Consider the following 25,839-nt stretch of genomic DNA (forward strand, 5'->3'; position numbering starts at 1 on the left):
GCACCCGGCAGGGGGCACCGCTCACGGACCGGTACGCCGTACCGGCTCACAGGCCGTGTTGTTCCATCAGGCGCATGAGGTTCCGCTTCCGTTTCTGGGCGGTGCGCAGCGCGATGGCGTACGCCGTGAACTCGTCCAGTGTGCCCAGGCGGCGGTGGCAGTCGCGGGCGCTGAGCAGCAGGCTGACGAGCTGCTCGTAGGCCGCGTTGCCGGTCTGCTTGGTGAGCGGCTCGGTCAGACGCAGGTAAACGCCAAGTGCGTCGGCGGGACGGCTGGCACGGGCTTGGTCGGCGAGGGCGAGCCACTGCCGGTCGTGTGCGCCGGTTTCTGTGGCCACCTCCCAGGCGGCGTCGACGTCCTTGTCGTCGAGCAGGGCGTCAACCAGGACAGGACCGCCGTACCAGCCCTCTTGCCGTCGTCCCGCGTCGGCACGCAGCAGGACCAGCGCCCCCTCGCGCTCGGCCTGCCAGCAGTCGGCGGCCCGCGCGGCGGCGCGCAGCTGCTGGTACGCGAGCAGGGTGCGGCGAGCGCCGAAGTGGTCGCGGCGCAAGGCGACGGCATCGGGCAGCCGGGCCGCCTGCGCGTAGCGGTCGCACAGGTAGTCGACGAGGGCCGTGTCGACAGCGGCTGGGTCCCTGGCATCCCGAATGCCGCGTTCCGCCCAGCGCAGGGCGTCGTCGGGGCGACGGGCGGTGTCCAGTTCGCGGGCGATGATCAGGTGCGTGTGGCCGTTCTCCGCGAGGTCGGCCGCGTGCACGGCGACCACCGCGTCGACGTCGCCTCCCGCCTTGGCCAAGCGTTCCATCAGGTACTTCTCGGCCCAACCGGTACGGTTGCCCCGCCACGCCTCCACGGCCAGCTTCCGCAGGACGGTCATCCCCCGGTCACCGAGGACGTTCTCGTAGTCGAGCGGATCGATGCCGGTGAGGTCGTCGAAGTCACCGAGCACATGGCCGACCAGCCAGCGCGCGAGTTCCTCAGGATCGCAGCGCGCCATACGACACGCGTCGAGATGGGCGTCGGCGAGGTCGGCGCCGACCTGCCCGAGCCCTCCGTCAGAGTCGTCGACGCTTTCCACCGCCTCGGTCAGCAGCAGCATCGCCTCCCGCGCGAGGGGCATCGCGTCGGCGGACCGGCCCGAAGCAGTGAGTGCCCTGATGGCGGAAACCGCCTGCCCGGCCTGGTCGGCGTAGGCTCGGGCATCGGCGTACTCGATGTATCCGTACCTCGCGAACGGGCCGATGTCGAGGAGTTCACGGATGCGCGCCCTGACCCCGGCGAGGTCACCCCGGGCGCTCGCCGCCCGCAGCTCCAGACGGCGCCGCAACTGCCGGTCCTCGCCCACCTGTTCCCGCATCAGGCCCAGCAACTCCTCCTTGGACAGGCCGGACAGCCAAGCGTCGAAGTCCTGTCCCCGGTCCCGGGCCGCCTTCCTCTGCCGTGGCAGGCTGCCCTCCGGCTCGGCCAGCACGACGAGGCCGAGAGCGACCAGATGCTTGCAGAAGTTGCCCTCCAGACCGTATGGGCAGTCGCACTCGCCACCGAGCCCGCCGGGCCCTTCAAGAACCAGCTCCACCTCGTACCGCTCCGTGCCGTGAACGGTCGCGGTGACCCGGCTGTCGCCGACCTCGACCCCGGACACGGCGTCGAGGCAGCCGAGGCCACGCTCGTAGGAACGGGGACCGGCCAGCGCTTTGAGGTTCGCCTCGGTAAGGCTGTTCATGCGTTTACGTCTTCCACCGGGATCGCTTGTGACGACCGCCAGCTTAGGGTTGTTGGCCCACCCCGTCGGCGGCCTGTCGAAAGGTCGACCTCATCAGTGGCCCAGACCATGCACTGCGCGCCGGGCGGGGGCGGCTACCTCCAGCGGTCGCGACCGCGGCCCCGGGCCGTCGGGGCAGGCAGCCCCGAATCTGAGCGCCCCTGGTGAGCACGTCGCCAGGCCATAGGCGGATTTCGATCGCAGTCCCGCCGTGGGCAAGTCGTCCGGGAGCATGGTGAGTGCGGAGTTCACAGGACGGAATCGCCGGGCCACAGCGGTCTGTCGGCCGGATCGGCTAGCTTGTTACGCAGCCTGTCCCACCATGCTCACCCGCCGTACCCGACCAGAGGAAAGACGTGCAGACGACGCCGCTCAGCCCCGAGGACCCGGTCCGGATCGGTGGCTTCGAGCTACTCGGCCGGATCGGCCAGGGTGGTATGGGCCAGGTATACCTGGGTGAGTCGCCGGGCGGCGAGCCGGCCGCGGTCAAGGTCATCAAGCCGTCGATCGTCGACTCGACCTCCCGACAGCGCTTCGCGCAGGAGATCGAGATCCTGAAGACGGTCTGGGGCGCACGGATCGCACAGCTCCTCGATGCGGACGCGGACGCGGAGCAGCCGTGGCTGGCGACCGAGTACGTGGAGGGACCGGATCTCGGCAAGCACGTGATGACGCACGGTCCGCTGCCCGCGCTTCTCGTCCTGTCGCTCGGCGCGACCATCGCCGAGGGCCTGGGCTATGTGCACAAACAGGGTCTGCTGCACCGTGACCTGAAGCCCGCGAACATTCTGCTCGGACCGAACGGCCCCAAGATCATCGACTTCGGTCTCGCCGTCTTCGCCGAGTCGAGCGCCTCTCTCACCGCGGCCAACACCGTCGTCGGCACGCCGTCCTGTATGCCACCCGAGCAGGCCAACGGCGAGAAGCCGCTGACGAGCGCCGTCGACGTGTACGCACTAGGGACGGTGCTGCTGTTCGCCGCGACGGGCCATCTGCCGTACCACGCGACCAACATCCATGTGCTCTTCCGCATGGTGACCGATCCGGCGACCGCGCCCGATCTGACCGGGACCCCGCCCGAGTTGGTCCCCCTGCTGACTTCCATGCTGTCCCATCAGGCTCAAGCCCGGCCCACGGTCAGCGAGGTCGTCCAGCACTGCCGTGCCCTGGTCGAGGCGCAGGGACTGAAACTCGCCCAGGCCCGCCGGCGTCTCACCACCTACACCGCCGCGCCGCCTCAGGAGTTCCTCACGCTGCTTCCGGCAGCGGCGTCGGAAGGCGTCGTGTCGCCGCTCCCCGTTCCGTCCCGTCCGGCGGACGCACCGCCCACGGACGAGTCCACTTCGGAAGCCGCGCCCACTCTGTTCCTCACGTCGCCACATCAGACACCCCCGGCCGGGCCGCCCGCCGAACCGGAGCCGACAGCCCTGGCGCCACAGAGCACGCAGAGGACGCAGAGCACACAGGACGAGCAGGGCACCCCGGACAAGCAGGACCCGAGTAATGCGCAGGACCTGCCCCGGCGTGCTCGTGACACCGGCCGGCCCCCCGCCCGCTCTCTCCGCCACTCCGCGCAGGCCAGGCGCACAGCCCAGCAGCTGCGCGAGGCCTACGCGGCGCGAGCCGGGTTCTGACCCTCACGACGCCCACGCGCGTCGGCGGGGCAACACCGCGCACCTCTCCAGGACCCGACCCGCGAGCCGCGGACGGCCTCGCCTCGCCGGATGGTGACGACACCGGGGTGTCAGCCCACGCCGCCGACGAGCTCCGGAAGTACGCGACCGGCGGCATCGTACGAGCTCTCCAGGAGGCGGAGGAGGACTGGACGGGGCGGCGGGAGGAACTGCGGCGCAGGATCGCCGCGATCGACGAGGCCGTCGACTCCCTGGCCCGCACCGACGAGGTCCAGGACCGGGAACGACGGGAGCTGCTCGCCGAGCGCCGCAGCACCGGGGACCTCCTGCGGGAGCTGAGCCGGACCAGCGCGCACGGCACACTCGTCGAACTGGGACTCCTGCCGAACTACAGCCTGGCCGACACCACGACCCAGCTGGAGGCCACCCTGTACTGGTCCGAGGTTCCCTCGGACACCGACGAACCCGCCGAGAGCGGCGCCCCGAGGGAAGCCGAGCCGCCCGGTACGGGGCGCATTTACCGCAGCGAGACCCACGACTACGAACGCTCCCGAAAAACGGCCCTCACCGAGCTGGCCCCGGGCAACAGTTTCTACGTCAACGGCTACAAGCATGTGGTGCGCGCCCTCGACATCGGCAGTCCGGAGCGCCGCGCCTGGTCGGTATGGCGGCTGTGCCCGTCCTGCGGATACGTGCGCACGCAGCACGCGCAGACCGACACTTCACCCTGCCCACGTTGCGACGGGCAGGAGATCGCCGACGCGGGCTGTGTCCAGTACGTGCTCCAGCCGCGCCGGGTCGTCGCCCGCGACAAGCGGGACGACGCCCGAGTGCGGGACGACCGCGACGAGCGGGCCCGTCGGCAGTACGCGGTCCTGACCACCGTGGACATCGACCCCGACCACCTGGCCATCGACTCCTGGCGGCACGACACGGCGACCTTCGGCGTGGACTTCTCCCATAGAGCTGTCATCCGAACGCTGAATCTGGGACTCGACCGGCAGGACGGCAGCTCCACGGTGCCGCTGGCCGGCGAGGAAGTACGGATCAACCCGTTCTACGTCTGCACGACCTGCGGTGGCGCGACGGCGGAGGGCAAGCCGGTCGTCGACCAGCCGCAGCACGCACTGACCGACTCGGGGGCCGCCGCCACGAAGGGCAGCGCCCATCATCTGCTGTGGTGCCCGCGGCGGCGCACTCAGGGCTCCGGACGCGGAGAGGGACAAGGGGCGGGCCGGGACGTACCGCTGCTGCTGGCCCACGAGCTGACCACGGAAGCCGTACGGATCCTGCTGCCCGCCTCGGTGACACGGGCCCGGGAACGGCTCGCCTCGTTCACCGCGGCGCTGTTCGCCGGTATCGCGGCACGCTACGGCGGCGACCCCGACCACATCGACATCGCCGCCGCCTCGATGCCGGACAGTCCGGACCAGCTCGGCTCGGACTTCCCGCGGCGCTTCCTCGTCGTCTACGACCGGTTGCCCGGTGGCACCGGCTATCTGCACCGGCTGGCGTCCGCGGACGGCTTCCGCGAGGTGCTCCTCAAGGCGCGGGAGGTCATCGACAATTGCCCGTGCCAGCAGAAGGAGCTGGACGGCTGTCACCAGTGCCTGTTGCGCAGGGTGCCCCCCTCTGACTACGACCGCGTCTCCCGCCGGGAAGTGCAGTCCATGCTGGACGAGCTCCTCGGCTCCCACGGCGAACGCTGGCAGACCTCGCCGATCTCGACGACCCGTCAGATCCCGCTGGAGCGACAGGCGGAGAGCGACCTGGAGGTCATGTTCGTCGACACGCTGGAGGAGTGGGCCAAGCAGCCCGAGTCCCGGGCGACGGCGGACACGTACACCACGCCGGCGGGCACCCGTGCGCTGGATCTGCGGCTGACCACCGGCGAGGGAACGACCGTGAGCTGGCGGGTCTCGCAGCAGCGCGTCCTCGAGGGCACCCGGCCCGACGTACTCTTCGAGCGGCTCGACGCACCGGGCCCACGGCTCGCCGTCTACCTGGACGGATACCGCTATCACGCGAGCACCGAGCACAACCGTCTCGCGGACGACGCGGCGAAACGCGCCCGGCTGCGGGCAGACGGGCTGCGGGTGTTCCAACTGACGTACCACGACATCAAAGAGTGGCAGAACCGGGTCCGCGACACGGGATACGCCGGGGTCGCTCCCGCAGACCCGGTGTGGCTGCCCTACGACCAGGAAGGACAGAAGCGAGCACGCGCCTACTACGAGCGCACGCGCGGCGGCCTGCCCGGCGAGCTGTCGGAGACCGTGTGGGTCAACCCGGCCGAACTGCTGCTCGCTTATCTCCGGGCCCCCGACGCCCAACGGTGGCACCACCGGGCCGAGGCCGCCGTCGCCGGACTCATCGGGACACCTGGCCTGCGGGACACACCGGTGCGAGCGGACACGGTCGGACGGGCCGTCGAAGCGGCGCTGCGCGGCGAACTTTCCGACGCGCCGAGCGGGCCCCTGCGCGTCCTGACGGCGACAGACCGGTCCGGATGCCGACTCGTCCTCGTCGCCGACGTACGGCACCGGCCACCGGCCTGGACGGGACTCACGCTCCTGGACGACAGCGCCCACGCCGTCGCGAACGAGAAGACCCACAAGCGGCGTTGGCAGGCCTGGCTGTACTGGAGCAACGTGTTGCAGTTCCTGGAGCACGGCGGCGGCGACAGCGCACAGCTCACCACCGCGCTGCTGGACGGCTTCACCGCGGACGTGCTCACCGTGACCGGCGGAGCGGGGTGGCTGTCCTCGACCCGGATCGCCTTGCCCACCGCTGACGGCTTGCAGAGGGAACCGGACAGCCTGCCACCGGTTGCCGTGACCACCGGACTGCCCGCGGTACCCGCGAGAACGGCCCAGGAAGCGCCCGCCGAGTCCCGACCGAAGCGCGACGGCGCCTGGAACGCGGTGCTGGAGTACGTGGACCCCGACGAGGCGGGGCTGGCCGAACTGGCCCACGCACTGGCCGAACTGGGCGTTCCCGCGCCCGAGGACGGCTTCGAACTCGACGAGCACGGCTGGCAGGCCGAACTCGCCTGGCCTTATGCCCGGCTGGGTGTGGTTCTGGCGCCGCAGGGCACGGCCGAGGAACCGGACGTCGAGGCCCAGGACCGCGATCGTGCCTTCACCGCCGCCCATTGGGACGTACGGCCAGCGGGCGGGTGGACCGCGGAGGAGATCGCCGGACGTCTCGGTGTCGGTGCCGAGCGGACACCGAACAGCCCTACAGATCAAGGTCGGCCGGGCACCGGCACGACCCGGCACGACGAGAACGAGAACGGGGAGTCGGCATGACGAAGACCGGGGGCGTGACGCTGCGCCTGCTCGACAAGGCGGACAAGGAAATCCTCCGGCTGCCGCGCACGGTCAAGGGCGCCCTGTTCGACTTCCAGCACAAGTTCAAGGACAACCCGCGTACCCCAGGGCTCAAGCTCAAGCAGCTCAAGGGCGACAGCAGAATCTGGTCCGCGCGCATCAACGACGAGTACCGCGCTCTGCTGCTCCGGCTGGCCGAGGACGACTGGCTCATCGTCTCGGTCAAGCACCGCAAGGAGGTCTACGACCGGCTGGCCTACGGGATCAACCACGTCACCGGTGGCATCGAGTACGTCGACCTCCAGGTGGTGGAGGACAGCGTCCTGCGACGCATCCCGCCACAGGAACCGTCGCCCACCGCCCCGGCCGCGCCCGCCGAAGCCCCGCTCCCCTCCGCCCAGCCGCTGTTCGCCGCCTGGAGCGACGCGCAGTTGAGCGAACTGGGTGTGGCGGAGCCCCTGGTGCCGGTCATCCGTACCCTCACCACCGAGGAACAGCTCCTCGGGCTGATCGAGTACGCGCCGCAGCTCACCGGTGAGGTCCTACTCGCGCTCTACGACGGAAAGCCGTTCGAAGAGGTTCGGGACGAGGTCACCGCCCCCGTCGCCGCCCCGGACGCCGTCGACACCGAGGACTTCCGGACGGCCGCCGAGCGACCCGCCACGGTCGTCACCACGTCCGACGACGCGCTGCGCGAGGCGCTGGAGGCCGGGGACTTCGGCCGCTGGAAGGTCTTCCTCCACCCCGCCCAGTCCAAGCTGGTCGAGCGCCGCTACTCCGGCCCCGCTCGCGTCGGCGGTGGCCCCGGCACGGGCAAGACCATCGTGGCCCTGCATCGTGTCCGACACCTGGTGTCCCAGCTGCCGCCCGGTCACACCAAGCCCGTGCTGCTGACTACCTACAACAAGAACCTCGCCGCCGATCTGCGCTCCCGTCTCCTCGAACTGGGCGGTGAGCAGCTGCTGTCGCGGGTGGAGGTGAGCCACGTCGACCAGCTCGCGCTGCGTGTCGTACGGGAAGCCGAGCCCGGCAGCCGCAAGCAGACCATCGACGACAGCCAGGCCGTACGGGAGTGGCGGGCGATGCTCGACGAACTCGACGAGAGCGGCTGGGACGCGGAGTTCCTGCACGACGAGTGGACGCAGGTCATCCTCGGGCAGGCCGTCGGCACCCGCACTGATTACTTCCGGGCCCGCCGTGCCGGTCGCGGCAAAAACGTGGGCCGGTCGGAGCGGGCCGCCATCTGGCAGCTCGCCGAGCACTTTTCCCAGCGCCTGGACCGGCTCGGACGCCAGACGTGGGACCAAGTGGCCGAGCGCGCCGCCCGCCTCGAGATAGGGCGGGAACAGCGCATCCGCGCCATCGAACGCCAGCGGGAAGAGGCAGGCGGCCTCGAGAACATCCACCTACAGGACGGCTCCGGCGGCTGGCTGCGCTACCGGTACCGGCACATCGTGGTCGACGAGGCGCAGGATCTGCGCCCAGCACACTGGAAGATGCTGCGGGCGATGACGGCCCGCGACACTGACGACCTGTTCCTGGTCGGCGACACCCACCAGCGCATCTACAAGAACCAGGTGACGCTCGGCAGCCTCGGAATCAACATCCGCGGGCGCTCCGCGAAGCTCAGCCTCAGCTACCGGACGACACGGCAGATCCTGCGGTCCGCGCTGGAGGTACTGGGCGAGGAGATCTACGACGACCTCGACGGCAGCTCGGAGACCCTCGCCGGATACCGTTCCGTGCTCAGCGGCGGGACACCCGGCCTGCACCCGTGCGTCGATTGGCAGTCGGAGCGCGAGGCGATCGCCGCGCACATCCTGGCCTGGGACGCTCATCCGGATGAACGGATCGCGCACGAGCAGATCGCCATCTGCGTCCCCACCAACACATGGCGAGCGAACTGGGGAGAACGCTCGGGGAACACGGCGTCCGGGCCTTGGAGATCGGAGCCGACGGCGCCCGGGGCGAGCCCGGAATCCACATCGGGACCATGTTCCGGTTCAAGGGGCTGGAGTACCAGCGCATGATCATCGCTGGGGTCAGCGACGGTCTGGTCCCGCGCGAACAGGTGAACCAGCTGCGCCAGGCGGACACCGCCCGCTATCGCAGGGAGGCTGCGCGGGCTCGATCCCTGCTGTTCGTCGCGGCGACCCGGGCGCGCGACAGCCTCGACATCTTCTGGCACGGCACTCCGAGCCCGTTCCTGCGCCGCCTGCTCTCTCCAGCAGCCGGCGCTTGAGAGGACTACACCTCCCAGTTACCTGGAAGGCGTCTGTAAGGCTGGTCAGCGGACCATACGGGCAGGTAGCGGAGTGGCGGCGCGCTTTCGGGGGCCGACGTGGGCGAGCCGCGCATCCGTTGCTCGACGGATCTGTCCGACGCCGAGTGGGAAATCCTGCGACCACTGGTGCCGACGGTGAAGCCGGGTGTGGAGGACGGCGATATTCGCCCAGGCCTGAGGCCGCACAATTCCCCACCTGAGCGCGTCGCCACATTGGCCACAGAAACGGAGGCGTTCGCGTCTACGCGACCACTCCGCCGTCCCCGACGACGCCAGGGTCTCCGAGCCGTCTGCCAGCCGGACCTCCGGTCAGGCTGGTCAGTACTGTCCGGGGTGGGCGAAGCCCAGCTCCGAGCGTCGCCGCAGGCACGCTCGGTTGACCAGGCCAGGTCTCGTACTTGCCCGTCGGACAGCCCGTCAACGACCTCGGCCGAGCTGGGAATCACGCGGCGCGAAAAGCGACGCCTTCGACGGGAAAATACGCGACCGATCACATGGCCGGGGGGCGTCGCCCGCCCCTCCGCTCCAGGGGCTTTTCAGGGACTTTCAGCCCTGTCGGAGGGACTTCCGAGGGACTTTTCGCGGCCTAACGCGGCAAGCCCCGAAAGACCAGAAAGGGCCTCCGACGCAGGTCAGAGGCCCCTTCCGAGGCAAAGCAGCAGGTGGCGGCAGACGAGTCGGGCTGTACGCCGGGTTCTGTCGCCCGGTCGCCTCGCGGCGGCCGGGGAGACGGCCATCCATCTAGGACCGGCGTTGCCGCCGGCCTCGTGCGGTCTACCCGCGGACTCGGGCGGGCAGCCCTCTAACGTCCGCGCAGGGCCGCGTTTTACCGCGACCCCTCTTGACCTTGCTCCAGGTGGGGTTTACCTAGCCGCCTGGGTCACCCCAGGCGCTGGTGGTCTCTTACACCACCGTTTCACCCTTACCGAGGACCGAGGTCCTCGGCGGTCTGTTTTCTGTGGCACTGTCCCGCGGGTCACCCCGGGTGGGCGTTACCCACCACCTTGCCCTGTGGAGCCCGGACGTTCCTCGGGAAGATCCAGAAGATCTTCACGCGGCCGTCCGCCCGGCTCGTCTGCCGTGTCGGCCATGCTACCTGGCGTGTGCGGGGACGAAGCCCGCGGAGCCGGTGGCCCAGGCCGCCGCGAGGTCGGCGCCCGGCGGGAAGCGGCCGTTCAGTTCGAGGATGGTCATGCCGTGGGCGAAGGCCCAGGCCGCGCGGGCGGTGTCCGCGTCGCCGCCGACCGCGCGGACAAGGGGGGCCGCGGCACGGTCCTCCACGCCGGCGGGCAGGGCCTCGCGGGCGAGCGGGCGGTCGGTGGCGAGGCGGTAGAGGTGCGGGTGAGCCAGGGCGTAGGCGCGGTAGGCGGTGGCCAGGGCCTGGAAGGAGCCGGGGGTCGCGGCCTCCGCGGCCTCGAGAACCTCGGCGCTCTCGCGAAGGGCTTCGGCGATCAGGGCAGTCTCGACCGAGGACTTGTCCGGGAAGTGCTTGTAGAGGGACGGGGCCTTGATGCCGACCCGCTCGGCGAGGCGGCGCATGGTGAGGGCTTCCGGGCCTTCCTGCTCGAGCAGTTCGCGGGCCGCGGCAATGATCTGCTGAGCACGGGTGGAGTCAGGCACTCTGAAAGCCTTTCTTGGTTCGAAGTCCGTAGCCGAAGGCGCGATCGTACGAGATGTGGGCGAGCCGGCCGCGCAGGCCCGCGAGGACCGGCGCCCGGACGATCGGCACGCCGATGACCCGAAAGCGCTCGCCGGCGCGCTCACGCGAGCGCGAACAGCACCTTCGCCGTCCCCGGGTCGGCCTGCGTGAGCCGGGCCCGTACACGCTCCCCCAGCGGAAGCTTCTCGCCGCCGCCGTCGATCCTGGCCACCACCGCCGGGTCCGCCAGATGGATCGTCCCGACGGCCGGCTCGTGCTCCTTCACATCCACCACGAAGGCGTCGAAGATCTCGCCGACCCGCTCCCTCAGCAGCGCCGCCTCGACGAGGTCGACGCACTCCCGCTCCACCGTGTTGGCGCGTCGGGAGCCCTCCGCCATCTCCCGCGGCAGCTTGTCCAGCGCCGCCGTCACCCACTCCGGGGGCGCCTGCCCGGCCACCGCCGCCACGCACAGCTCGCCCGCGTACCGGTCGACCAGCCGCCGCAGCGGCGCGGTGCAGTGCGTGTACTCGTCGGCCACGGCGGCGTGGACCGCGGGCGAGGGCAGCTCGCCGCCCGAGAAGGCGGCGTAGCCCGCGCCGCGCAGCAGCGTCGTGCACTCCTGGAGGAAGGCGGCATGGCGGGCGTTGTGCGGGTCGAGGGAGCGCACCACTTCGGCGTACGAGACATGGTGCGGCCAGTCGATGCCCAGGGCCTTCGCGCAGCGGCGCAGCCTCGCCACCGCGCCGACCGGGGCGGTGGGCAGGGTGCGCAGGATGCCGGTGCCCGACGCCGTCATGAGGTCGGCCGCGGCCATCCCGGTGAGCAGGGAGATCTGGGCGTTCCAGGCGTCGGCCGGGAGCGGGGCGCGGTATTCGAGGAAGTACGCGCCGTCCCGCTCGACGACTTCCTGCTCCGGGACGTTCAGCGAGATGCCACCGCGCTCGCGCTCCAGCGCCTCGCGCAGCAGCCCGATGTCCTTGAGCAGCCCCAACGGCTCCTCGGCGGTGCCCGCGTCGATCTGCCGCTGCACATCCTCGTAGTCGAGCCTGGCCCGGCTGCGTACGAGCGCGCGGCGCACCTCGGTCGTGACGGTACGGCCCTCGGCGTCGAGGTCGATCCGCCAGAGCAGCGCCGGCGCGGTCCTGTCGGGCAGCAGACTGGCCACGCCCTCGGAGAGCACGGCCGGGTGCAGGGGGACCTTCTCGTCCGGGAAATAGAGGGTCTGCACCCGGCGGTGGGCCTCGGCGTCGATCGCGCCGCCGGGGGTGACGAAGGCGGCGACGTCGGCGATCGCGTAGTGGACGCGGAAGCCGCCGGCGCGGCGGGAGGCGAGGTGCATCGCCTGGTCGAGGTCGACGGAGCCCGGCGGGTCGATGGTGAAGAACGGGATGTCGGTGGCGTCGTGGTCCGGCAGGCGCGGCGCCTTGGCGGCGGACTCCGCCTCGGCAAGGACCTCGGCCGGGAAGCCCTCGGGCACGTCGAGCGTGGTACGCAGCTCACGCAGTGCGGCCCGCAGCGGAGCTTCGGCTGCGCCGGTCATGTGCATATGGCGGCGGGGCATGGACCGAGCGTATGGCGGGCGGAGTCGGACGGCACCCGGATGACCGTAGGCTGGCGCGGGGGCCGCACCCCCCGCCCCCGTACGTACGAAGGAGACCTGCCGTGCTCGTGCTGTTGCCGCCGTCGGAGGGTAAGGCCGCTTCCGGGCGCGGGGCTCCGCTGAAGCCGGAGTCGCTGTCGCTGCCGGGTCTTGCCGGGGCGCGCGCCGCGGTGCTGGACGAACTGGTCGAACTGTGCGCCGCCGACGAGGAGAAGGCGCGGGAGGTGCTCGGGCTGAGCGAGGGTCTGCGCGGCGAGATCGCGAAGAACGTGGAGCTGCGGACCGCGGGGACCCGGCCGGCCGGGGAGATCTACACGGGCGTGCTGTACGACGCGCTCGGTCTGGCGACGCTGGAGCCGGACGCACGGCGGCGGGCCCGGCAGTCGCTGCTGGTGTTCTCGGGGCTGTGGGGCGCGGTGCGGGTCGGCGACCGGATTCCGTCGTACCGCTGCTCGATGGGCGTGAAGCTGCCGGGGCTCGGCGCGCTGGGGGCGTACTGGCGCGGGCGGATGGCCTCCGTGCTGCCGGAGGCGGCGGGCAACGGGCTGGTGCTGGATCTGCGGTCCTCGGCGTACACGGCGGCGTGGAAGCCGCAGGGCGAGGTGGCGGGGCGTACGGCGACGGTGCGGGTGCTGCACTCGCAGCTGGTCGACGGGGTCGAGAAGCGCTCGGTGGTCAGTCACTTCAACAAGGCGACGAAGGGCCGGCTGGTACGGGACCTGCTGATGACGGGCGCGAAGCCGGCGGGGCCCGGCGAACTGGTGGAGACGCTGCGGGATCTCGGGTACGTGGTGGAGGCGCAGGCGCCGGCCAGGGCGGGGCGGGCGTGGGCGCTGGACGTGGTGGTCACTCAGATCCACTGAGGCGTTGCACTGTGCGCAACGGTCGTTGCGGGGTGCGCAGTGGGACCGGCAGGATGGGGCCATGACCTCCGTGCTGGACCTCGCGCCTGTCGTACCCGTCGTCGTCATCGACGACGTCGCCGATGCCGTACCGCTCGCGCGGGCGCTGGTCGCCGGGGGTCTGCCTGCGATCGAAGTGACGCTGCGGACGCCGGCCGCGCTCGATGCGATCCGCGCGATCGCGGACGGGGTGCCGGAGGCGGTGGTCGGCGCGGGCACGGTGATCTCGTCGGACGGTGTGGACGCGGCGGTGGCGGCCGGAGCGCGGTTCCTGGTCAGCCCCGGCTGGACGGAACGGCTGCTGGACGCGATGAAGGCGTCGGGCGTGCCATTCCTGCCCGGTGTCTCGACGACCTCGGAGGTCGTGGCGCTGCTGGAGCGCTCAGTGAGCGAGATGAAGTTCTTCCCGGCGGAGGCGGCCGGCGGCACGCCGTATCTCAAGTCCCTCGCCGGGCCGCTTCCGCAGGCCCGCTTCTGCCCGACGGGCGGGATCTCGTCCGCTTCGGCACCGTCGTATCTGGCGCTGCGGAACGTGGGGTGCGTGGGCGGTACGTGGATGCTGCCCGCAGACGCGATCGCTGCCAAGGACTGGGCACGGGTCGAGACCCTGGCGGCCGGAGCGGCCGCGCTGCGCGGCTGAGTTCAGCCGAGGTCCACCTCTACGAAGCCCACCTCCACGAAGTCCACCTCCACGAAGTCCACGTCTACGAAGTCGGCCAGCGGTCGGTAACCGAGGCGCTGGTAGAGGGCGTTGCTGGTGGGATTGGCCTGGTCCGCGAAGAGCAGGACCTGTTCCGCGCCCGCCTCGAGCGCGGCGCGGCTGACGGCGGCGGTGACCGCGCCGGCGTATCCGCGTCCGCGGAGCCCGGCCGGGGTGTAGACGGGCGAGACCCGGGACTGTCCCGCGACGAGCGGCGAGCGCGCGGCCATGGAGACCGGCTGTCCGTCGTCGGTCTCCCAGAAGTACAGGCATCCGTCGGCGACGCGGCGCGAGATGTTCTGCGTGTAGTCCGCGTCGGACGTCTCACCTATGTCGGCGGCGAACCTCTTCATCCAGGCGGCGGCGGCCGGGACGTCGTCGGCGGTGGCCTGCCGGGCGCGGCCGGGCGGCGGAGGCTGCTGCGGCGTCAGCTCACCGAGCCGGAAGAGCCGCAGCCGCGTGGCGACGGTCCAGCCGCCTCCGCCCGTCCACTCGTCGGCGAAGGCCTGTGTGCTGCCGTCCCCGCCTTTCACGCCACTGAGCGGTACCCCTGCCGCGCGCAACTTCCGCGCCAGCACACGGGCGAGGGGTTTCCGCATCGGGCCGAGCAGCGGCGGCCGCGGCGGCGTCTGCAGGAACGCGGCGTCCACGGGTGCGTCGTCGCTCTCCCGCCACCACCCGAACCGAGCGGGTTCCGCGTCCCCGTACGCGTGCGGTCCGTGCCGCCGCACCCTCTCGCTCACGGTGAGCAGCGCGGTGCTGAGGGCGGAGTCCCGCGCCAGGCAGTCGCCGGCGGCGCGGCGGAACTCCTCGACGTCCTCGGTCAGATACCAGGTCATCGCGTCAGCGCAGGTGAGACGTGTCGTTGAGCAGGCGCAGCGACGCGGTTCCGTCCGAGTAGTACGCCACCACCGAGATCGACGCCGCCGAGAGCTCCATCCGGAACAAGGACTCCGGCGGAGCGCCCAGGGCCAGCCGGACGAAGGTTTTGACCGGGGCGACGTGCGTGACCAGCAGCACCGTGCGGCCCGCGTAGCGCGCGAGCAGCTTGTCGCGGGTTGCCGCGACACGGCGGGCCACCGTCGCGAAGCTCTCGCCGCCGCCCGAGGGGGTCGCCTTCGACGAGGCCAGCCAGGCTGTCAGATCGTCGCCGTACCGCTCCTGCACCTCCGCGAACGTCAGGCCCTCCCACGCGCCGAAGTCCGCCTCACGCAGACCCTCCTCGATACGGACATCGAGGTTCAGGCGGGCCGCGACCGCCTCCGCGGTCTCGCGGCAGCGCTTCAGCGGGGAGCTGACGATCTCCTCGATCGTGCCGCGCGCCGCGAGCGCGGCCGCGACCGCGTCGGCCTGGCGCAGGCCCACCGGAGACAGTGAGGGGTCGCTGCCGCCGCTGCCCGAGAAACGCTTCTCGGGGGTGAGGGGCGTCTCGCCGTGGCGCAGGAGGACAAAGGTGGCCGGGGCGCCGAGGTCCGCGGGGCCCCAGCCGACCGGCGGGGCCGTCGGCGCGGCTTCGCTGCTCGGGGTCGATCCGACCCCGACGGAGGACCCCGCGCGACCCGAACCCGAGGGCCCGGCCCCGACGGAAGACCCCGCGCGACTCGCACTGGCCGACCCGGACCCGACAGAAGACCCCGCGCGACCCGAACCCGAGGGCCCGGCCCCGACGGAAGACCCCGCGCGACTCGCACTGGCCGACCCGGACCCGACAGAAGACTCCGCACGGCCCGAATCCGTCGGCCCGCCGCCCGTCAGCGCCGCCCTCGCCTTCGCCGCGCCGGCTGCCGCGTCGCCCACCACTCGCGCCGCTTCCGCGTCCCGCGCGTCAAGCGCGTCCAGGGCCGCCGTGGAGCATGACGGCTCCCACTGCTTGCCCTTTTTGCCCGCGTCCATCGCCTCGTTGGCCAGCCGGTCCGCGTGCTTGTTCTTCTCGCGTGGGATCCACTCGTACGTCACCTGGCCGGACGGCAGGATCCGCGCGGCCTCTGCCGCGAGCGGCTTCATGTCCGGGTGCTTGATCTTCCAGCGGCCCGACATCTGCTCGACGACCAGCTTGGAGTCCATCCGGACCCGGACCGAGGCCCCGGGGTCGAGGGCCTTCGCGGCCTTCAGCCCCGCGATCAGGCCCTTGTACTCGGCGACGTTGTTCGTCGCCACACCGATGTACTCGGCCACCTCGGCCAGGGGCTCGCCCGACTTCGGGTCGAGCACGACCGCGCCGTAGCCGGCCGGGCCCGGATTCCCCCGGGAGCCGCCGTCGGCCTCGACGACGAACTCCCGCACTACAGGCCCGACTCTGCGGTGCGGACCAGGATGCGGCGGCAGTTCTCGCAGCGCAGCACGGTGTCCGGCGACGCCGCCTTGACCTCGTTCACCTCGGTGATGTTGAGCTCCAACTGGCAGCCCTCGCAACGGCGCTGGTAGAGGCGGGCCGCGCCCACCCCGCCCTGCTGGACGCGCAGCTTCTCGTACAGCTTCAGCAGATCGGCCGGTACGGAACCTCCCACGACCTCGCGCTCCTTGGTGACCGAGGCGACCTCGCGGTCGATCTCCTCCTGCGTGGCGTCCCGGCGCGCGGTCGCGTCGTCGGCCTTGGCCTGGACTGCGGAAACCCGCTCGGTCAGCTCGGAGACACGTTCCTGCGCGGACTCACGGCGCTCCATGATCTCGAGGACGACGTCCTCCAGGTCACCCTGGCGCTTGGCGAGCGAGACGATCTCGCGCTGCAGGTTCTCCAGGTCCTTGGGCGAGGTGACCGCGCCCGAGTCGAGGCGCTGCTGGTCGCGTACGGCGCGCTGGCGCACCTGGTCGACGTCCTGCTCCGCCTTGGTCTGCTCGCGGGCGGTGTCGCTCTCCTCGGTCTGCGCGGCGACCAGCAGGTCGCGCAGCTGCGTGAGGTCCTTGTTGAGCGACTCGATCTCGGCGTGCTCGGGCAGCGACTTGCTCTTGTGGGCGAGCTGCGACAGTCGTACGTCGAGGGCCTGGACGTCGAGGAGTCGGATCTGGTCGGCGGGCGCGGCGTTCAGTTGGGGGCTCCAGGAGAAGAGTGGTGGGCGGACCAGGGGTCGGTGACCGTGTGCGAGACGTGGACCCTGAGGCCCCAGCCGTGCCGGTCGGAAATCTCGTCGAGCTGTGCGGCGGCCTGCTCGCACCAGGGCCATTCGGTGGCCCAGTGGGCGGCGTCGACCAGCCCGAGGGGCGAGTGCTGCGTGGCTTCGGAGGCCGGGTGGTGGCGCAGGTCGGCGGTGAGGAACGCATCCACGCCCGCGGCCCGCACCTGGTCGAAGAGGCTGTCGCCGGAGCCGCCGCTGACCGCGACGGTACGGACGAGTGCGTCCGGATCGCCGGCGACGCGGATGCCCTGCGCGCTGGGCGGCAGTCGCTTCGCCGCGCGGGCGGCGAAGTCGCGCAGTGTCTCGGGATGGTCGAGCTCGCAGATCCGGCCGAGGCCGCGGTGACCGCTCGGATCCGTGGCGTCCGGCACCAGAGGGCGTACGACCCGGAGGTCGAGCGCGCCCGCGAGGGCGTCGGAGACCCCGGGGTCGGCGGTGTCCGCGTTGCTGTGCGCGACATGCAGGGCGATGTCGTGCTTGATCAGCGTGTGCACGACGCGGCCCTTGAAGGTGGAGGCCGCGACCGTCGTCGTACCGCGCAGATAGAGCGGGTGGTGCGTGACGATCAGCTGGGCGCCGAGCTCGATCGCCTCGTCGGCGATCTCCTGCACCGGGTCCACGGCGAACAGGACCCGGCTGACCTGGGCTTCCGGTTCCCCGCAGACCGTGCCGACGGCGTCCCACTCTGCGGCCCGCTCGGGGGGCCACAGGGCGTCGAGCGCGGCGAGGACTTCAGACAGACGGGGCACGAGAACAGGTTACCCGCGCTCGGTGCCCCGTCGGTCTGGGAGGCCTGTTCGACCGCCGCCACTGCTTGATCGACTACGGCCGGGGAACTCGAGGACCTTGTCCGCGCAGCACTTGGGCGTGCCTCACCTTGAGCACCGCCATCCCGCTGAGCACAGTCGCCCCCTGCCCCTCAGGCGAATCCCGGCCCGGCCACCCTTATGTGTGAAGTGGGCGGTTTCGATGTTGTCCGGCATAGGGAGGATACCTAGCTTCAGTCACCGGAGGTGACGTGCCGATGACAGCCTGTGCCATCGAGACCGCCAACGGAGCTGTGGGGAGTACGGGGTTCACGATCACTGCGGACGGGTCCTACGCGGCCCGGCTGGCCGGGGACGGCGAGGCCCTGTTCCCGGAGCGGTGGACGCTCGACGGACCCGAGCCGTATGCGGTACCACTGCCGCTCGGCCAGCCGGAGGAGCGCGACGCCGAGGTACTGCCGCTGACCGACGGGCGGGTGCTGATCCGGCGGCGGGTGGCGGGCACACATGCCTTCTCGCTGCTGTATCCGACGGGGCCGGGGACGGGTGAACTGCCGCTCGGCTGGATCGAGTCGGCGGAGCTCACGCTGCTGCCGCCGTCGCCGGACGGCGTGTCCGCCTACGCCCTGGCACCGGGCGCGAAGTCCACCGCGGTCTGGCTGGTGGCGGGCGGCGCGTTCGGGCCCGAGCTGGTCGCCGAGGTGCCGGGGCGCTGCTCGGGCGGGGTCTGGCTGGACCGTACGGGGCGGATGCTCGCCCTGGACCGGCAGTGGGACGACGGCCCGGTCAAGGCGGTGGCGGTCGATCTGGAGCGGGGCGGGGAGGCGACGCCGCTGCTGCAGATCACCGAGGAGAGCGACGACCGGCTGCTGCTGGCGGAGCCGGACAGCGGACTGCTGCTGATCCGCTCGAACGCACCGGGCCACGGCCGGCTCGGCTGGGGGGTACTGGGAAGTCTGCGGCCGGTGCGCTTCCCGGAATGTCTGCGGCTCGCGGACTGCGCGGTGACGCCGTTCGCCGTGCAGCCCGGACAGGCGCTGATGCCGGAGAGCTGCGCGGTGGCGCTGCGGATCGACGGGGCGGCGGGGAGCTGGCTCGGCCTGTGGCGCCCAGCGGGGCGTCGGCTGCATCAACTTGCCGCGCCGGACGGGTGGTTGGCGGGAGCCGGGCTGTGGAGCCGGGAGGGGGTGCTGCAACTGCCGTACGCGACCGGGGCGGTGCCGTGCGGGGTGGCGCGGATCGACGGGCCCACGGACACCTTCGTACCGGATGTGACCACGCAGCCCGAGGTGATCACAGAACCGGCACAAGCGGAATGCGCAGGTGGGGAACCGTCCGAGGGCGCCGGGACTCCTGTTGTGTGCAAGCCGGTTCCTTTGCAGCAGGCGCCTCTCACCGGGCGTACGGCCCCTGATTAAATTCTCGGGCCGGGCTGCTCAGCCGCACCGACCGACGCCGGCGGTGACGGGGTTCATGGGTGTGGGCGGGGGCCCTGCGACACGTAATTCAGCGATCACGACGGGGTGACTTCCCACATGTCTCAAGCCCGAACCGACACGACCCAGGAGCGTCCGCACGGTGCGGCCGCCGTCCAGGCCGAGGCCGGCGGCGCCGGAAAGCACCGGGGTGGTGCGGCCACGACGGAGGACTCCGCGACTCCGGCGCACGGGCGGCACCGCCGGCCCGGGGAGGTAGGCAGCGCGGTCTGACGCGGACACCCGGGGCTCCGCCCCGGACCGCGCTCCTCGATCGCCGGAGGGGCTGAACCCGAGCCCGTCCGGCGATTGAGGACAAGCCGGCCACCGGACGGCCCCGGTCACCCGTGCTTGAGGCCCAGCACTTCCGCCGCCGCGAACGTCTCGTTCGGCGGCCGGTCCGCATAGTGCGGGGTGAGCAGCCCGTCCAGCTCGTCGTAGCTGAACGCCTCCTTGGACGTGTCGAACTTCGCGGCCACCCTGGGCCGTTCGACGATTGCCACCATTCCGCCGTGCGCAACGAGCAGCTGGCCGTTGACCTTTGCCGCTGCCGGAGAAACCAGATATCCCACCAGCGGGGCGACATGTTCCGGCGCCAGCGGGTCGAGCCCGCCGTCCACCGGTTCCGCGAAGCCCGCGAAGACGTCCTGCGTCATACGGGTCCTGGCGCGCGGGCAGATCACATTGGCCGTCACTCCGTACTTGCCCAGCGCCAGCGCCGTGGACGTGGTGAGGCCGACGATGCCGCCCTTCGCCGCCGCGTAGTTCGGCTGGCCCGCGGAGCCGGCGAGAAACGCCTCCGACGACGTGTTGACGATCCGGCCGTAGACCGGGCCGCCCGCGGTCTTGGAGCGCTCGCGCCAGTGGACCGCCGCGAAGTGGGTCGTGTTGAAGTGGCCCTTGAGGTGGACCCGTATGACCGAGTCCCACTCCTCCTCGCTCATGGAGAAGACCATCCGGTCGCGCAGGATGCCCGCGTTGTTGACCAGGATGTCGAGCTTTCCGGAGCGGGAGACGGCCAGCTGGACGAGCTCGCGGGCCTGCGCGAAGTCGGAGACGTCCCCCTGGTGGGCCACGGCGGAGCCGCCCGCCGCCCGGATCTCGGCGGCGACCTCCTCGGCCGGTGCGGCCGAGGCCTCTCCGGAGCCGTCGCGGCCCGGCAGGCCGAAGTCGTTGACGACGACGCTCGCGCCGAGCCCGGCCAGTTCCAGAGCTTCCGCGCGGCCGAGACCGCGGCCCGCCCCGGTGACGATCGCCGACAGGCCGTCGAGTGGCAGAGACATCCGGTTCCTCTCAGATTTCGATGCAGGTACGCAGCGCCTCGCCCGTACGCATCTGGGCCAGCGCGTCATTGATCTCCGCGAGCTGCACCCGGTGGGTGATCAGCCCTTCGAGGTCGATCCGGCCCGCCCGCCACAGGGCGATGGCCCGCTCGTACGAGGTGAGTACGTCCCCGCCCCCGTACATGGACGGCAGGATCCGCTTCTCGTCGAAGAACAGCTCGAACATATTGAGCTGGAGGAAGTCGTCCATGGCGCCCGCGCCGACGATGCACAGGGTGCCGCCGCGCCGGGTCGTCTCGTACGCGATGCGGGCCGTCGCCGACTTGCCGACGACCTCGAAGACGTAGTCGAAGCCCTCGCCGGCGGTGATGCGCTGCTTGGCGTCGGCCAGCTCGTCGGGCGAGACGGCCTCGGTGGCACCGAAGGTGAGGGCGGCCGCACGTCGGCTCGCGACCGGGTCGACGGCGACGATCTGAGCCGCGCCCTTGAGCCTGGCTCCTTGGATCGCGGAGATACCGACGCCGCCGCAGCCGATGACTGCGACCGAGGAACCCACCGCCACATCCGCGGTGTTGACGGCCGCGCCGAGACCCGTGGTCACTCCGCAGCCGATCAGCGCGGCGATGTCGAACGGCACATCGTCGGGGATCGGTACGGCGCAGCCGGCATCGACGACCACCTCCTCGGCGAAGGTGCCGGTGCCCGCGAAGCCGAACACGTCGGAGGGGCTTGCGCCGGCACGCTTGAAGTTGGGCGTGCCCGCGTTCATGAAGCCGGCGAGACAGAGCTGGGTCTGGCCGCGCTTGCAGGCGGGACAGACACCGCACGCGGGCAGCCAGCACAGCAGCACCCGGTCGCCCTGCTTGACGCCGCTCACACCGTCGCCGACGTCGATGATCTCGCCGGCGCCCTCGTGGCCCGGGACGAAGGGCGCCGGCTGCGGCAGCACGCCGTTCATCGCGGAGACGTCGGAGTGGCAGAGTCCGGTGGCCCGGACCCGGATCTTGACCTTTCCGGGGCCGAAGCCCACCGCCTCGATGTCGTCGAGGACTTCGAGCTTGTCCTGCCCTGTCTCGTGCAGTACGGCTGCGCGCACGGCGCGGCTCCCTTCAGGAGTAATCGACTCAGGTGATCGGCTCAGGTGATCGGCTCAGGTGATCGGCTCAGGTGATCGGCTCAGGAATGATCGACGATGGTGTCGGCGAGGACCGGCGCGTCGTCCCTCTCGACGGCCGTGACCGACACCTGGACGCGGGCTGTGCCCTCGGCGCAGCGCCACATCCTGATGCGCAGGGTCTCGCCGGGAAAGACCACCCCGGCGAAGCGTGTGGTGTACGAGCGGATGCGGGTGACATCCCCGCCGAGCATCGTGTCGACGACCGCCTTGAGCGTCATGCCGTACGAGCAGAGCCCGTGCAGGATCGGCCGGTCGAAGCCGGCGAGCTTGGCGAACTCGGGGTCCGCGTGCAGCGGGTTGAAATCGCCGGAGAGCCGGTAGAGCAGCGCCTGGTCCTCACGGATGGTGCGCTCCACGGTCCTGTCCGGGGCGCGGGCGGGGAGTTCGATGCGCCGGGAGGGGCCGCGGTCGCCGCCGAAGCCGCCCTCTCCGCGTACGAAGATCTGGGCGTCGCTGGTCCACAGCGGGCCCTCGTCGTCGGCCGCTTCGGAACGCAGGACGAGGATCGCGGCCTTGCCCTTGTCGTGGACCGCCGCGATCCGGGAGGTCGAGACGGCCCTGCCTTCGACCGGGATCGGGCGGTGGACCTCGACGGTCTGTCCGCCGTGCAGTACCGATGCCAGGTTGATGTCGAGACCGGGTCCGGTGAGCCCGCCGATGACGCCTCTGCCCGCGCCGGCGACGGTGGCGAAGCTGGGCAGCACATGCAACTTCGACTCGAGGGTGTAGCGCAGTTCGTCGGGGTCGGTGGCGGGGCCCGGACTGCCTTGGAAGGAGCCCGCGCCGAGGCCGAGGTGGTAGAGCAGGACGTCCTTGTGGTCCCAGCCGATCTCGGCGCTGCGGGGTTCGGCGGCGACGGCCTTGGCGGCATCAATGGGCATGAGGATGCTGCTCCTTGAGGAGTGGAAGACCTCGGCGCGGCCGTCCGCACCGTCGGCCGCACCGAGGTCGTACGGGACCGGCCCCGACGCCCGTTCTAGAACGCGTTCTAGGCCGATGGCCCCTATGTATAACGCAGGCCCCAACACTTGTGAAGACTGCTGACGCCACGTCAGAAGTGCGGCCCACCCAGGACATTTGTCACTGCCGAGTCCGTACATGCGCATCTGCCGGGACCCTGTGCCCGCTCCGTAGCGTGATCCACATGACGCAGACGCAGTGGCAGACAACAGACAGCGAGGCGGCGGTGAGCTTCGCGGGGGCGGCCAAGGTCTTCGGCGAGGTGCGCGCCGTCGACGGCATCGACCTCGACATCCGGCGCGGCGAGACGGTCGCCCTGCTCGGCCGCAACGGCGCGGGCAAGTCCACCGCCATCAGCCTGATGCTCGGCCTGAACGACCCCGACGCCGGCCGGGTCCGGCTCTTCGGCCGCGCGCCCGAGCACGCGGTCACCGCCGGCCGTGTCGGCGCGATGCTCCAGGACGGCCGCCCGATCCCCCGGGTGACCGTTCGCGAAGTGGTCACCTTCGTGGCCGCCACCTACCCGCGGCCGCTGCCCGTCGCTGAGGCGCTGGAGCTGGCCGGGCTCACCGGGCTCGCGGACCGCCGCGCCGACCGGCTCTCCGGCGGCCAGGTCCAGCGCGTCCGCTTCGCCGTCGCGCTGGCCGGCAACCCGGAGCTGATCATCCTCGACGAGCCGACCGCGGCACTCGACGTCGAGGCGCGGCACGCCTTCTGGAAGTCGATGCGCGGCTATGCCGAGCGCGGCAACACCGTGCTCTTCTCCACCCACTACCTGGAGGAGGCCGATGACAACGCCGACCGGATCGTCGTCGTCGACCACGGCCGGATCGTGGCCGACGGCACGAGCGAGCAGCTCAAGCGCTCGGCCGGCGGCAATCTCGTCTCCTTCGACCTGGCCGGCCGGAGCACCGAAGGGCTCACCCTGCTCCCCGGCGTCGTCTCCGTGGAGGTACGGGGCGACCGTGCCCGGCTGCGTACGGACGACTCCGACGCGACGGTCGTCGCACTCGCCGAACTGGGCGCGATCCGTGGCCTCGAAGTCGCCCCGGTCTCGCTCGAAGACGCCTTCCTCGCCCTCACCTCGGCCTCGCCCGAACTGGAGACAGCCCGATGATCACCGCCTACCTCAAGCTGGAAGTACGCCGCACGCTGCGCGACACCGGATTCGTCATCTTCGGTATCGGGATGCCGGTGATGATGTACCTGCTCTTCACCAACCTCGGCGAGAACGCCGCCGAGTGGAAGACCGCCTCCATGGTCGGCATGGCCGCCTACGGAGCGCTCGGCGCAGCCCTGTCCACCGGCGGAGGGGTGGCCGAGGACAAGGCACTCGGCTGGCTGCGGCAGCTGCGGATCACGCCGATGAGCCCGCGCCAGGTCGTCACCGGCCGCGCGCTCACCGGCTCGGTGACCGTGCTGCCCGCGATCGTCGCCGTCCTCGCGGCCGGCGGTCTGCTCAACGGCGTACGGCTGGATGCCTGGCAGTGGGTGGCACTCAGCGTGCTGCTCTGGCTCGGCGCACTCCCCTTCACGCTGCTGGGGCTCGGCAATGGCTACCGGCTCTCCGCGCAGACGACGGGCGTGGTGAACATGGCCTGCAATCTGGGGCTCGCGGTCGTCGGCGGACTGTGGTTCCCGGTGGACTTGTTCCCCGGCTGGCTGCGCTCGCTGTCGCAGTACACCCCGGCCAACCGCTTCGCGGACCTGGGCTGGTCGACGACACTGGGCCATGCGCCCGGCCTCACCACGGTGACGGTACTGCTGGGCTGGCTGCTGGTGTTCGGCTCGTACGCGGTGATCTCATACCGTCGGGCTGCGAGGACGGCATGACGGGAGCGACGATGCGCGGGAAGAGCGACTGGTACGCCGGGTACACCGCGCGGATGGACGCCTGGAAGGCCGACTGGTGCGGACAGAAGGCCGAATGGCGGACTCGCAGAAAGGCCGGGCAGCGAGGGGCCGAGGAGATGGGCCCGCCCAACGGCTTCGCGATGCTGCCCTGGCTGTTCATGGGGATGGGCGCCTTCTCCAACCTCCTCCAGGGCAAGACCCCCAACCCCTGGATCGGCGGCATCGGTCTGCTGGTCTTCAACTCCCTCTACATCTCCGTGGTGTTCCGCGCCTTCCACAAGGAGGCGCGGGAGGCGCCCTCCACCCGCTGGCTGCTGGTGGCGATGACCGCGGTCACCTGTGGGCTCGCCATCGGGTACGGCGGCAGCTGGCTGCTCTTCTTCCCGCTCCTCGGCCTGGCTGTCGGCTCGGTCGTACGGGGGCGGCGGCTCGGCCCCACCGTGCTGGGGCTGAGCGCCCTGGCCGGGGTGATCGCCGGGGTGCGGGACGGCTGGGGTGCGGTCAATGTCGCGTACGGGACGTTCATCTCCGGCATGGTGACCGCCGCGATCCTCGCCCTGTCCGAGACCGTGCGGGAACTCCGGGACACCCGGCAGGAGCTGGCCCGTACCGCCGTCGAGAAGGAGCGGCTGCGCTTCTCCCGCGATCTGCACGATCTGCTCGGCCACACGCTGTCGGTGATCGTGGTCAAGTCGGAGGCCGCGCGCCGCCTCGCCCCGCGCGACATGGACGCCGCGATCATCCAGATCACGGACATCGAGTCGGTGGGCCGCCAGGCCCTCACCGAGATACGCGAGGCGGTGACCGGCTACCGCGAGGGCAGCCTCGCCACCGAACTGGACCGGGCCCGCTCGGCGCTGACGGCGGCCGGCATCGAGCCGGTGGTCCGCCAGTCGGGCCCGCCACTGGAACCGCAGACGGCGGCGCTGCTGGGCTGGGTGGTCCGCGAGGCGGTGACCAATGCGATACGCCACAGTGGCGCGGCCCACTGCGAGATCACTCTGGAGGGCGCCCCGGACCGGGTCCGCCTCACGATCACCGACGACGGCCGAGGGTCCCCCGTCGACGATGCCGCCCCCACACTCGGCGGCACGGGCCTGAAGGGCCTGACGGAACGCCTCTCGGCCTCGGGCGGATCCTTGGCGGCGGGCCCGTCGTCGCGGGGCGGCTTCCGGGTCCGGGCGGAACTCCCCGTGGACGCACTGCAGGAACAGCAGCGGGAAGGCCAGCCGGAAGCCGAACAGCGGGCGGAACCGGCGCAGGTCGAATGAGCCCTGGTCGGACATACTCTTACGCCGTGGAAGAGATGCCCCGGAATCACCGGCCCGCCAAGTCCGTACGCGTCCTCCTCGCC

At 71.3% G+C, this 25,839-nt stretch carries 19 protein-coding genes, 1 other RNA gene and 1 pseudogene; 10 read left to right on the forward strand and 11 right to left on the reverse strand.

The genetic code is table 11. The annotated features are described in order from the left end of the window. Positions 1-46: 46 nt before the first annotated feature. The gene (locus tag AB0D12_RS01710) at positions 47-1,723 is read right to left on the reverse strand and encodes a hypothetical protein (protein WP_362675960.1); all 1,677 of its coding nucleotides are present in this window, start codon (positions 1,721-1,723) and stop codon (positions 47-49) included. Positions 1,724-2,118: 395 nt separating this feature from the next. On the opposite strand from AB0D12_RS01710, the gene AB0D12_RS01715 reads away from it, so the two are divergent. The 3 genes and pseudogenes from AB0D12_RS01715 (at position 2,119) to AB0D12_RS01725 (ending at position 8,970) form a co-directional block, all read left to right on the forward strand. Continuing rightward, a complete protein-coding gene (locus AB0D12_RS01715; protein WP_362675962.1) occupies positions 2,119-3,396 on the forward strand; it encodes a serine/threonine-protein kinase in 1,278 nt (425 codons plus the stop codon). Between the two features lie 107 nt (positions 3,397-3,503). Continuing rightward, complete coding sequence (locus tag AB0D12_RS01720; protein WP_362675964.1) at positions 3,504-6,707, forward strand: DUF1998 domain-containing protein; 3,204 nt, start codon at positions 3,504-3,506, stop codon at positions 6,705-6,707. Then, a pseudogene (locus AB0D12_RS01725) lies at positions 6,704-8,970 on the forward strand (UvrD-helicase domain-containing protein). Before AB0D12_RS01720 ends, AB0D12_RS01725 begins: the two are co-directional and overlap by 4 nt. 711 nt (positions 8,971-9,681) lie before the next feature. Here AB0D12_RS01725 and rnpB read toward each other — a convergent pair. The 3 genes from rnpB to AB0D12_RS01740 form a co-directional block, all read right to left on the reverse strand. After that, positions 9,682-10,086, reverse strand: an RNA gene (rnpB, locus tag AB0D12_RS01730) — RNase P RNA component class A. Positions 10,087-10,104: 18 nt separating this feature from the next. After that, a complete protein-coding gene (locus AB0D12_RS01735; RefSeq protein ID WP_362675966.1) occupies positions 10,105-10,632 on the reverse strand; it encodes a TetR/AcrR family transcriptional regulator in 528 nt (175 codons plus the stop codon). Between the two features lie 140 nt (positions 10,633-10,772). Then, entirely contained in the window at positions 10,773-12,215 is a 1,443-nt protein-coding gene (locus tag AB0D12_RS01740) for an RNB domain-containing ribonuclease (RefSeq protein WP_362675968.1), read from the reverse strand. Between the two features lie 101 nt (positions 12,216-12,316). Here AB0D12_RS01740 and yaaA point away from each other — a divergent pair, with 101 nt between their 5' ends. Both yaaA and eda read left to right on the forward strand, forming a co-directional pair. After that, entirely contained in the window at positions 12,317-13,117 is an 801-nt protein-coding gene (gene yaaA, locus AB0D12_RS01745) for a peroxide stress protein YaaA (RefSeq protein ID WP_362675970.1), read from the forward strand. 61 nt (positions 13,118-13,178) lie between these two features. Next, positions 13,179-13,796: a bifunctional 4-hydroxy-2-oxoglutarate aldolase/2-dehydro-3-deoxy-phosphogluconate aldolase gene (gene eda, locus AB0D12_RS01750; RefSeq protein ID WP_362675972.1), complete on the forward strand. Its 618-nt coding sequence runs from the start codon at positions 13,179-13,181 to the stop codon at positions 13,794-13,796. A gap of 2 nt (positions 13,797-13,798) precedes the next feature. On the opposite strand, the gene AB0D12_RS01755 is transcribed toward eda, so the two are convergent. From AB0D12_RS01755 to AB0D12_RS01770, 4 genes are read right to left on the reverse strand one after another with little or no spacing between them, the layout of a single operon-like run. After that, positions 13,799-14,695, reverse strand: coding sequence for a GNAT family N-acetyltransferase (locus AB0D12_RS01755; protein ID WP_362675974.1), 897 nt, complete (start codon positions 14,693-14,695; stop codon positions 13,799-13,801). A gap of 4 nt (positions 14,696-14,699) precedes the next feature. Then, entirely contained in the window at positions 14,700-16,139 is a 1,440-nt protein-coding gene (locus tag AB0D12_RS01760) for a bifunctional RNase H/acid phosphatase (protein ID WP_362675977.1), read from the reverse strand. After that, a complete protein-coding gene (locus AB0D12_RS01765) occupies positions 16,139-16,882 on the reverse strand; it encodes a C4-type zinc ribbon domain-containing protein (RefSeq protein WP_362676367.1) in 744 nt (247 codons plus the stop codon). Before AB0D12_RS01765 ends, AB0D12_RS01760 begins: the two co-directional genes overlap by 1 nt. Beyond that, complete coding sequence (locus tag AB0D12_RS01770) at positions 16,879-17,718, reverse strand: Nif3-like dinuclear metal center hexameric protein (protein WP_362675980.1); 840 nt, start codon at positions 17,716-17,718, stop codon at positions 16,879-16,881. The genes AB0D12_RS01765 and AB0D12_RS01770 overlap by 4 nt, the downstream gene beginning before the upstream one ends. Positions 17,719-17,993: 275 nt before the next feature. Here AB0D12_RS01770 and AB0D12_RS01775 point away from each other — a divergent pair, with 275 nt between their 5' ends. Both AB0D12_RS01775 and AB0D12_RS01780 read left to right on the forward strand, forming a co-directional pair. Continuing rightward, the gene (locus tag AB0D12_RS01775; protein ID WP_362675982.1) at positions 17,994-19,154 is read left to right on the forward strand and encodes a hypothetical protein; all 1,161 of its coding nucleotides are present in this window, start codon (positions 17,994-17,996) and stop codon (positions 19,152-19,154) included. Positions 19,155-19,271: 117 nt separating this feature from the next. Further along, positions 19,272-19,445, forward strand: a complete 174-nt coding sequence (locus AB0D12_RS01780) for a hypothetical protein (RefSeq protein ID WP_327323263.1) — start codon at positions 19,272-19,274, stop codon at positions 19,443-19,445. 107 nt (positions 19,446-19,552) lie between these two features. Here the strand turns inward: AB0D12_RS01780 and AB0D12_RS01785 are convergent, their stop codons facing one another. The 3 genes from AB0D12_RS01785 to AB0D12_RS01795 all read right to left on the reverse strand — a co-directional run bounded on the left by AB0D12_RS01785 (position 19,553) and on the right by AB0D12_RS01795 (position 22,552). Beyond that, positions 19,553-20,494: a 3-oxoacyl-ACP reductase gene (locus AB0D12_RS01785; RefSeq protein WP_362675985.1), complete on the reverse strand. Its 942-nt coding sequence runs from the start codon at positions 20,492-20,494 to the stop codon at positions 19,553-19,555. Positions 20,495-20,504: 10 nt separating this feature from the next. Next, positions 20,505-21,590 (reverse strand): Zn-dependent alcohol dehydrogenase, encoded by a 1,086-nt coding sequence (locus AB0D12_RS01790; protein WP_362675988.1) that lies wholly within the window; start codon positions 21,588-21,590, stop codon positions 20,505-20,507. Positions 21,591-21,670: 80 nt separating this feature from the next. After that, positions 21,671-22,552 carry a MaoC/PaaZ C-terminal domain-containing protein gene (locus AB0D12_RS01795; protein ID WP_362675991.1) on the reverse strand — a complete coding sequence of 294 codons (882 nt, stop codon included), beginning with the start codon at positions 22,550-22,552 and terminating at the stop codon, positions 21,671-21,673. A 263-nt stretch (positions 22,553-22,815) separates the two neighbouring features. Between AB0D12_RS01795 and AB0D12_RS01800 the strand changes: the two genes are divergently transcribed. The 3 genes from AB0D12_RS01800 to AB0D12_RS01810 all read left to right on the forward strand — a co-directional run bounded on the left by AB0D12_RS01800 (position 22,816) and on the right by AB0D12_RS01810 (position 25,756). Continuing rightward, positions 22,816-23,748, forward strand: a complete 933-nt coding sequence (locus AB0D12_RS01800; RefSeq protein WP_362675994.1) for an ABC transporter ATP-binding protein — start codon at positions 22,816-22,818, stop codon at positions 23,746-23,748. Then, positions 23,748-24,464: an ABC transporter permease gene (locus tag AB0D12_RS01805; RefSeq protein ID WP_362676369.1), complete on the forward strand. Its 717-nt coding sequence runs from the start codon at positions 23,748-23,750 to the stop codon at positions 24,462-24,464. The genes AB0D12_RS01800 and AB0D12_RS01805 overlap by 1 nt, the downstream gene beginning before the upstream one ends. Positions 24,465-24,601: 137 nt before the next feature. Further along, on the forward strand, positions 24,602-25,756 hold the full coding sequence (locus AB0D12_RS01810; RefSeq protein ID WP_362676371.1) for a sensor histidine kinase: 1,155 nt from the start codon (positions 24,602-24,604) through the stop codon (positions 25,754-25,756). The last annotated feature ends 83 nt before the right edge of the window (positions 25,757-25,839 follow it).

Source organism: Streptomyces sp. NPDC048479, assembly GCF_040651435.1.
Taxonomy (GTDB): Bacteria; Actinomycetota; Actinomycetes; order Streptomycetales; family Streptomycetaceae; genus Streptomyces.

What these genes read in the sequence shown, in the direction of transcription:
- AB0D12_RS01710 (WP_362675960.1), bottom strand. Translation starts at nt 1,723, where the DNA reads ATGAACAGCCTTACCGAGGCGAACCTCAAAGCGCTGGCCGGTCCCCGT.
- AB0D12_RS01740 (WP_362675968.1), bottom strand. Translation starts at nt 12,215, where the DNA reads ATGCCCCGCCGCCATATGCACATGACCGGCGCAGCCGAAGCTCCGCTG.
- eda (WP_362675972.1), top strand. Translation starts at nt 13,179, where the DNA reads ATGACCTCCGTGCTGGACCTCGCGCCTGTCGTACCCGTCGTCGTCATC.
- AB0D12_RS01755 (WP_362675974.1), bottom strand. Translation starts at nt 14,695, where the DNA reads ATGACCTGGTATCTGACCGAGGACGTCGAGGAGTTCCGCCGCGCCGCC.
- AB0D12_RS01775 (WP_362675982.1), top strand. Translation starts at nt 17,994, where the DNA reads ATGACAGCCTGTGCCATCGAGACCGCCAACGGAGCTGTGGGGAGTACG.
- AB0D12_RS01780 (WP_327323263.1), top strand. Translation starts at nt 19,272, where the DNA reads ATGTCTCAAGCCCGAACCGACACGACCCAGGAGCGTCCGCACGGTGCG.
- AB0D12_RS01785 (WP_362675985.1), bottom strand. Translation starts at nt 20,494, where the DNA reads ATGTCTCTGCCACTCGACGGCCTGTCGGCGATCGTCACCGGGGCGGGC.
- AB0D12_RS01795 (WP_362675991.1), bottom strand. Translation starts at nt 22,552, where the DNA reads ATGCCCATTGATGCCGCCAAGGCCGTCGCCGCCGAACCCCGCAGCGCC.
- AB0D12_RS01800 (WP_362675994.1), top strand. Translation starts at nt 22,816, where the DNA reads ATGACGCAGACGCAGTGGCAGACAACAGACAGCGAGGCGGCGGTGAGC.
- AB0D12_RS01810 (WP_362676371.1), top strand. Translation starts at nt 24,602, where the DNA reads ATGGGCCCGCCCAACGGCTTCGCGATGCTGCCCTGGCTGTTCATGGGG.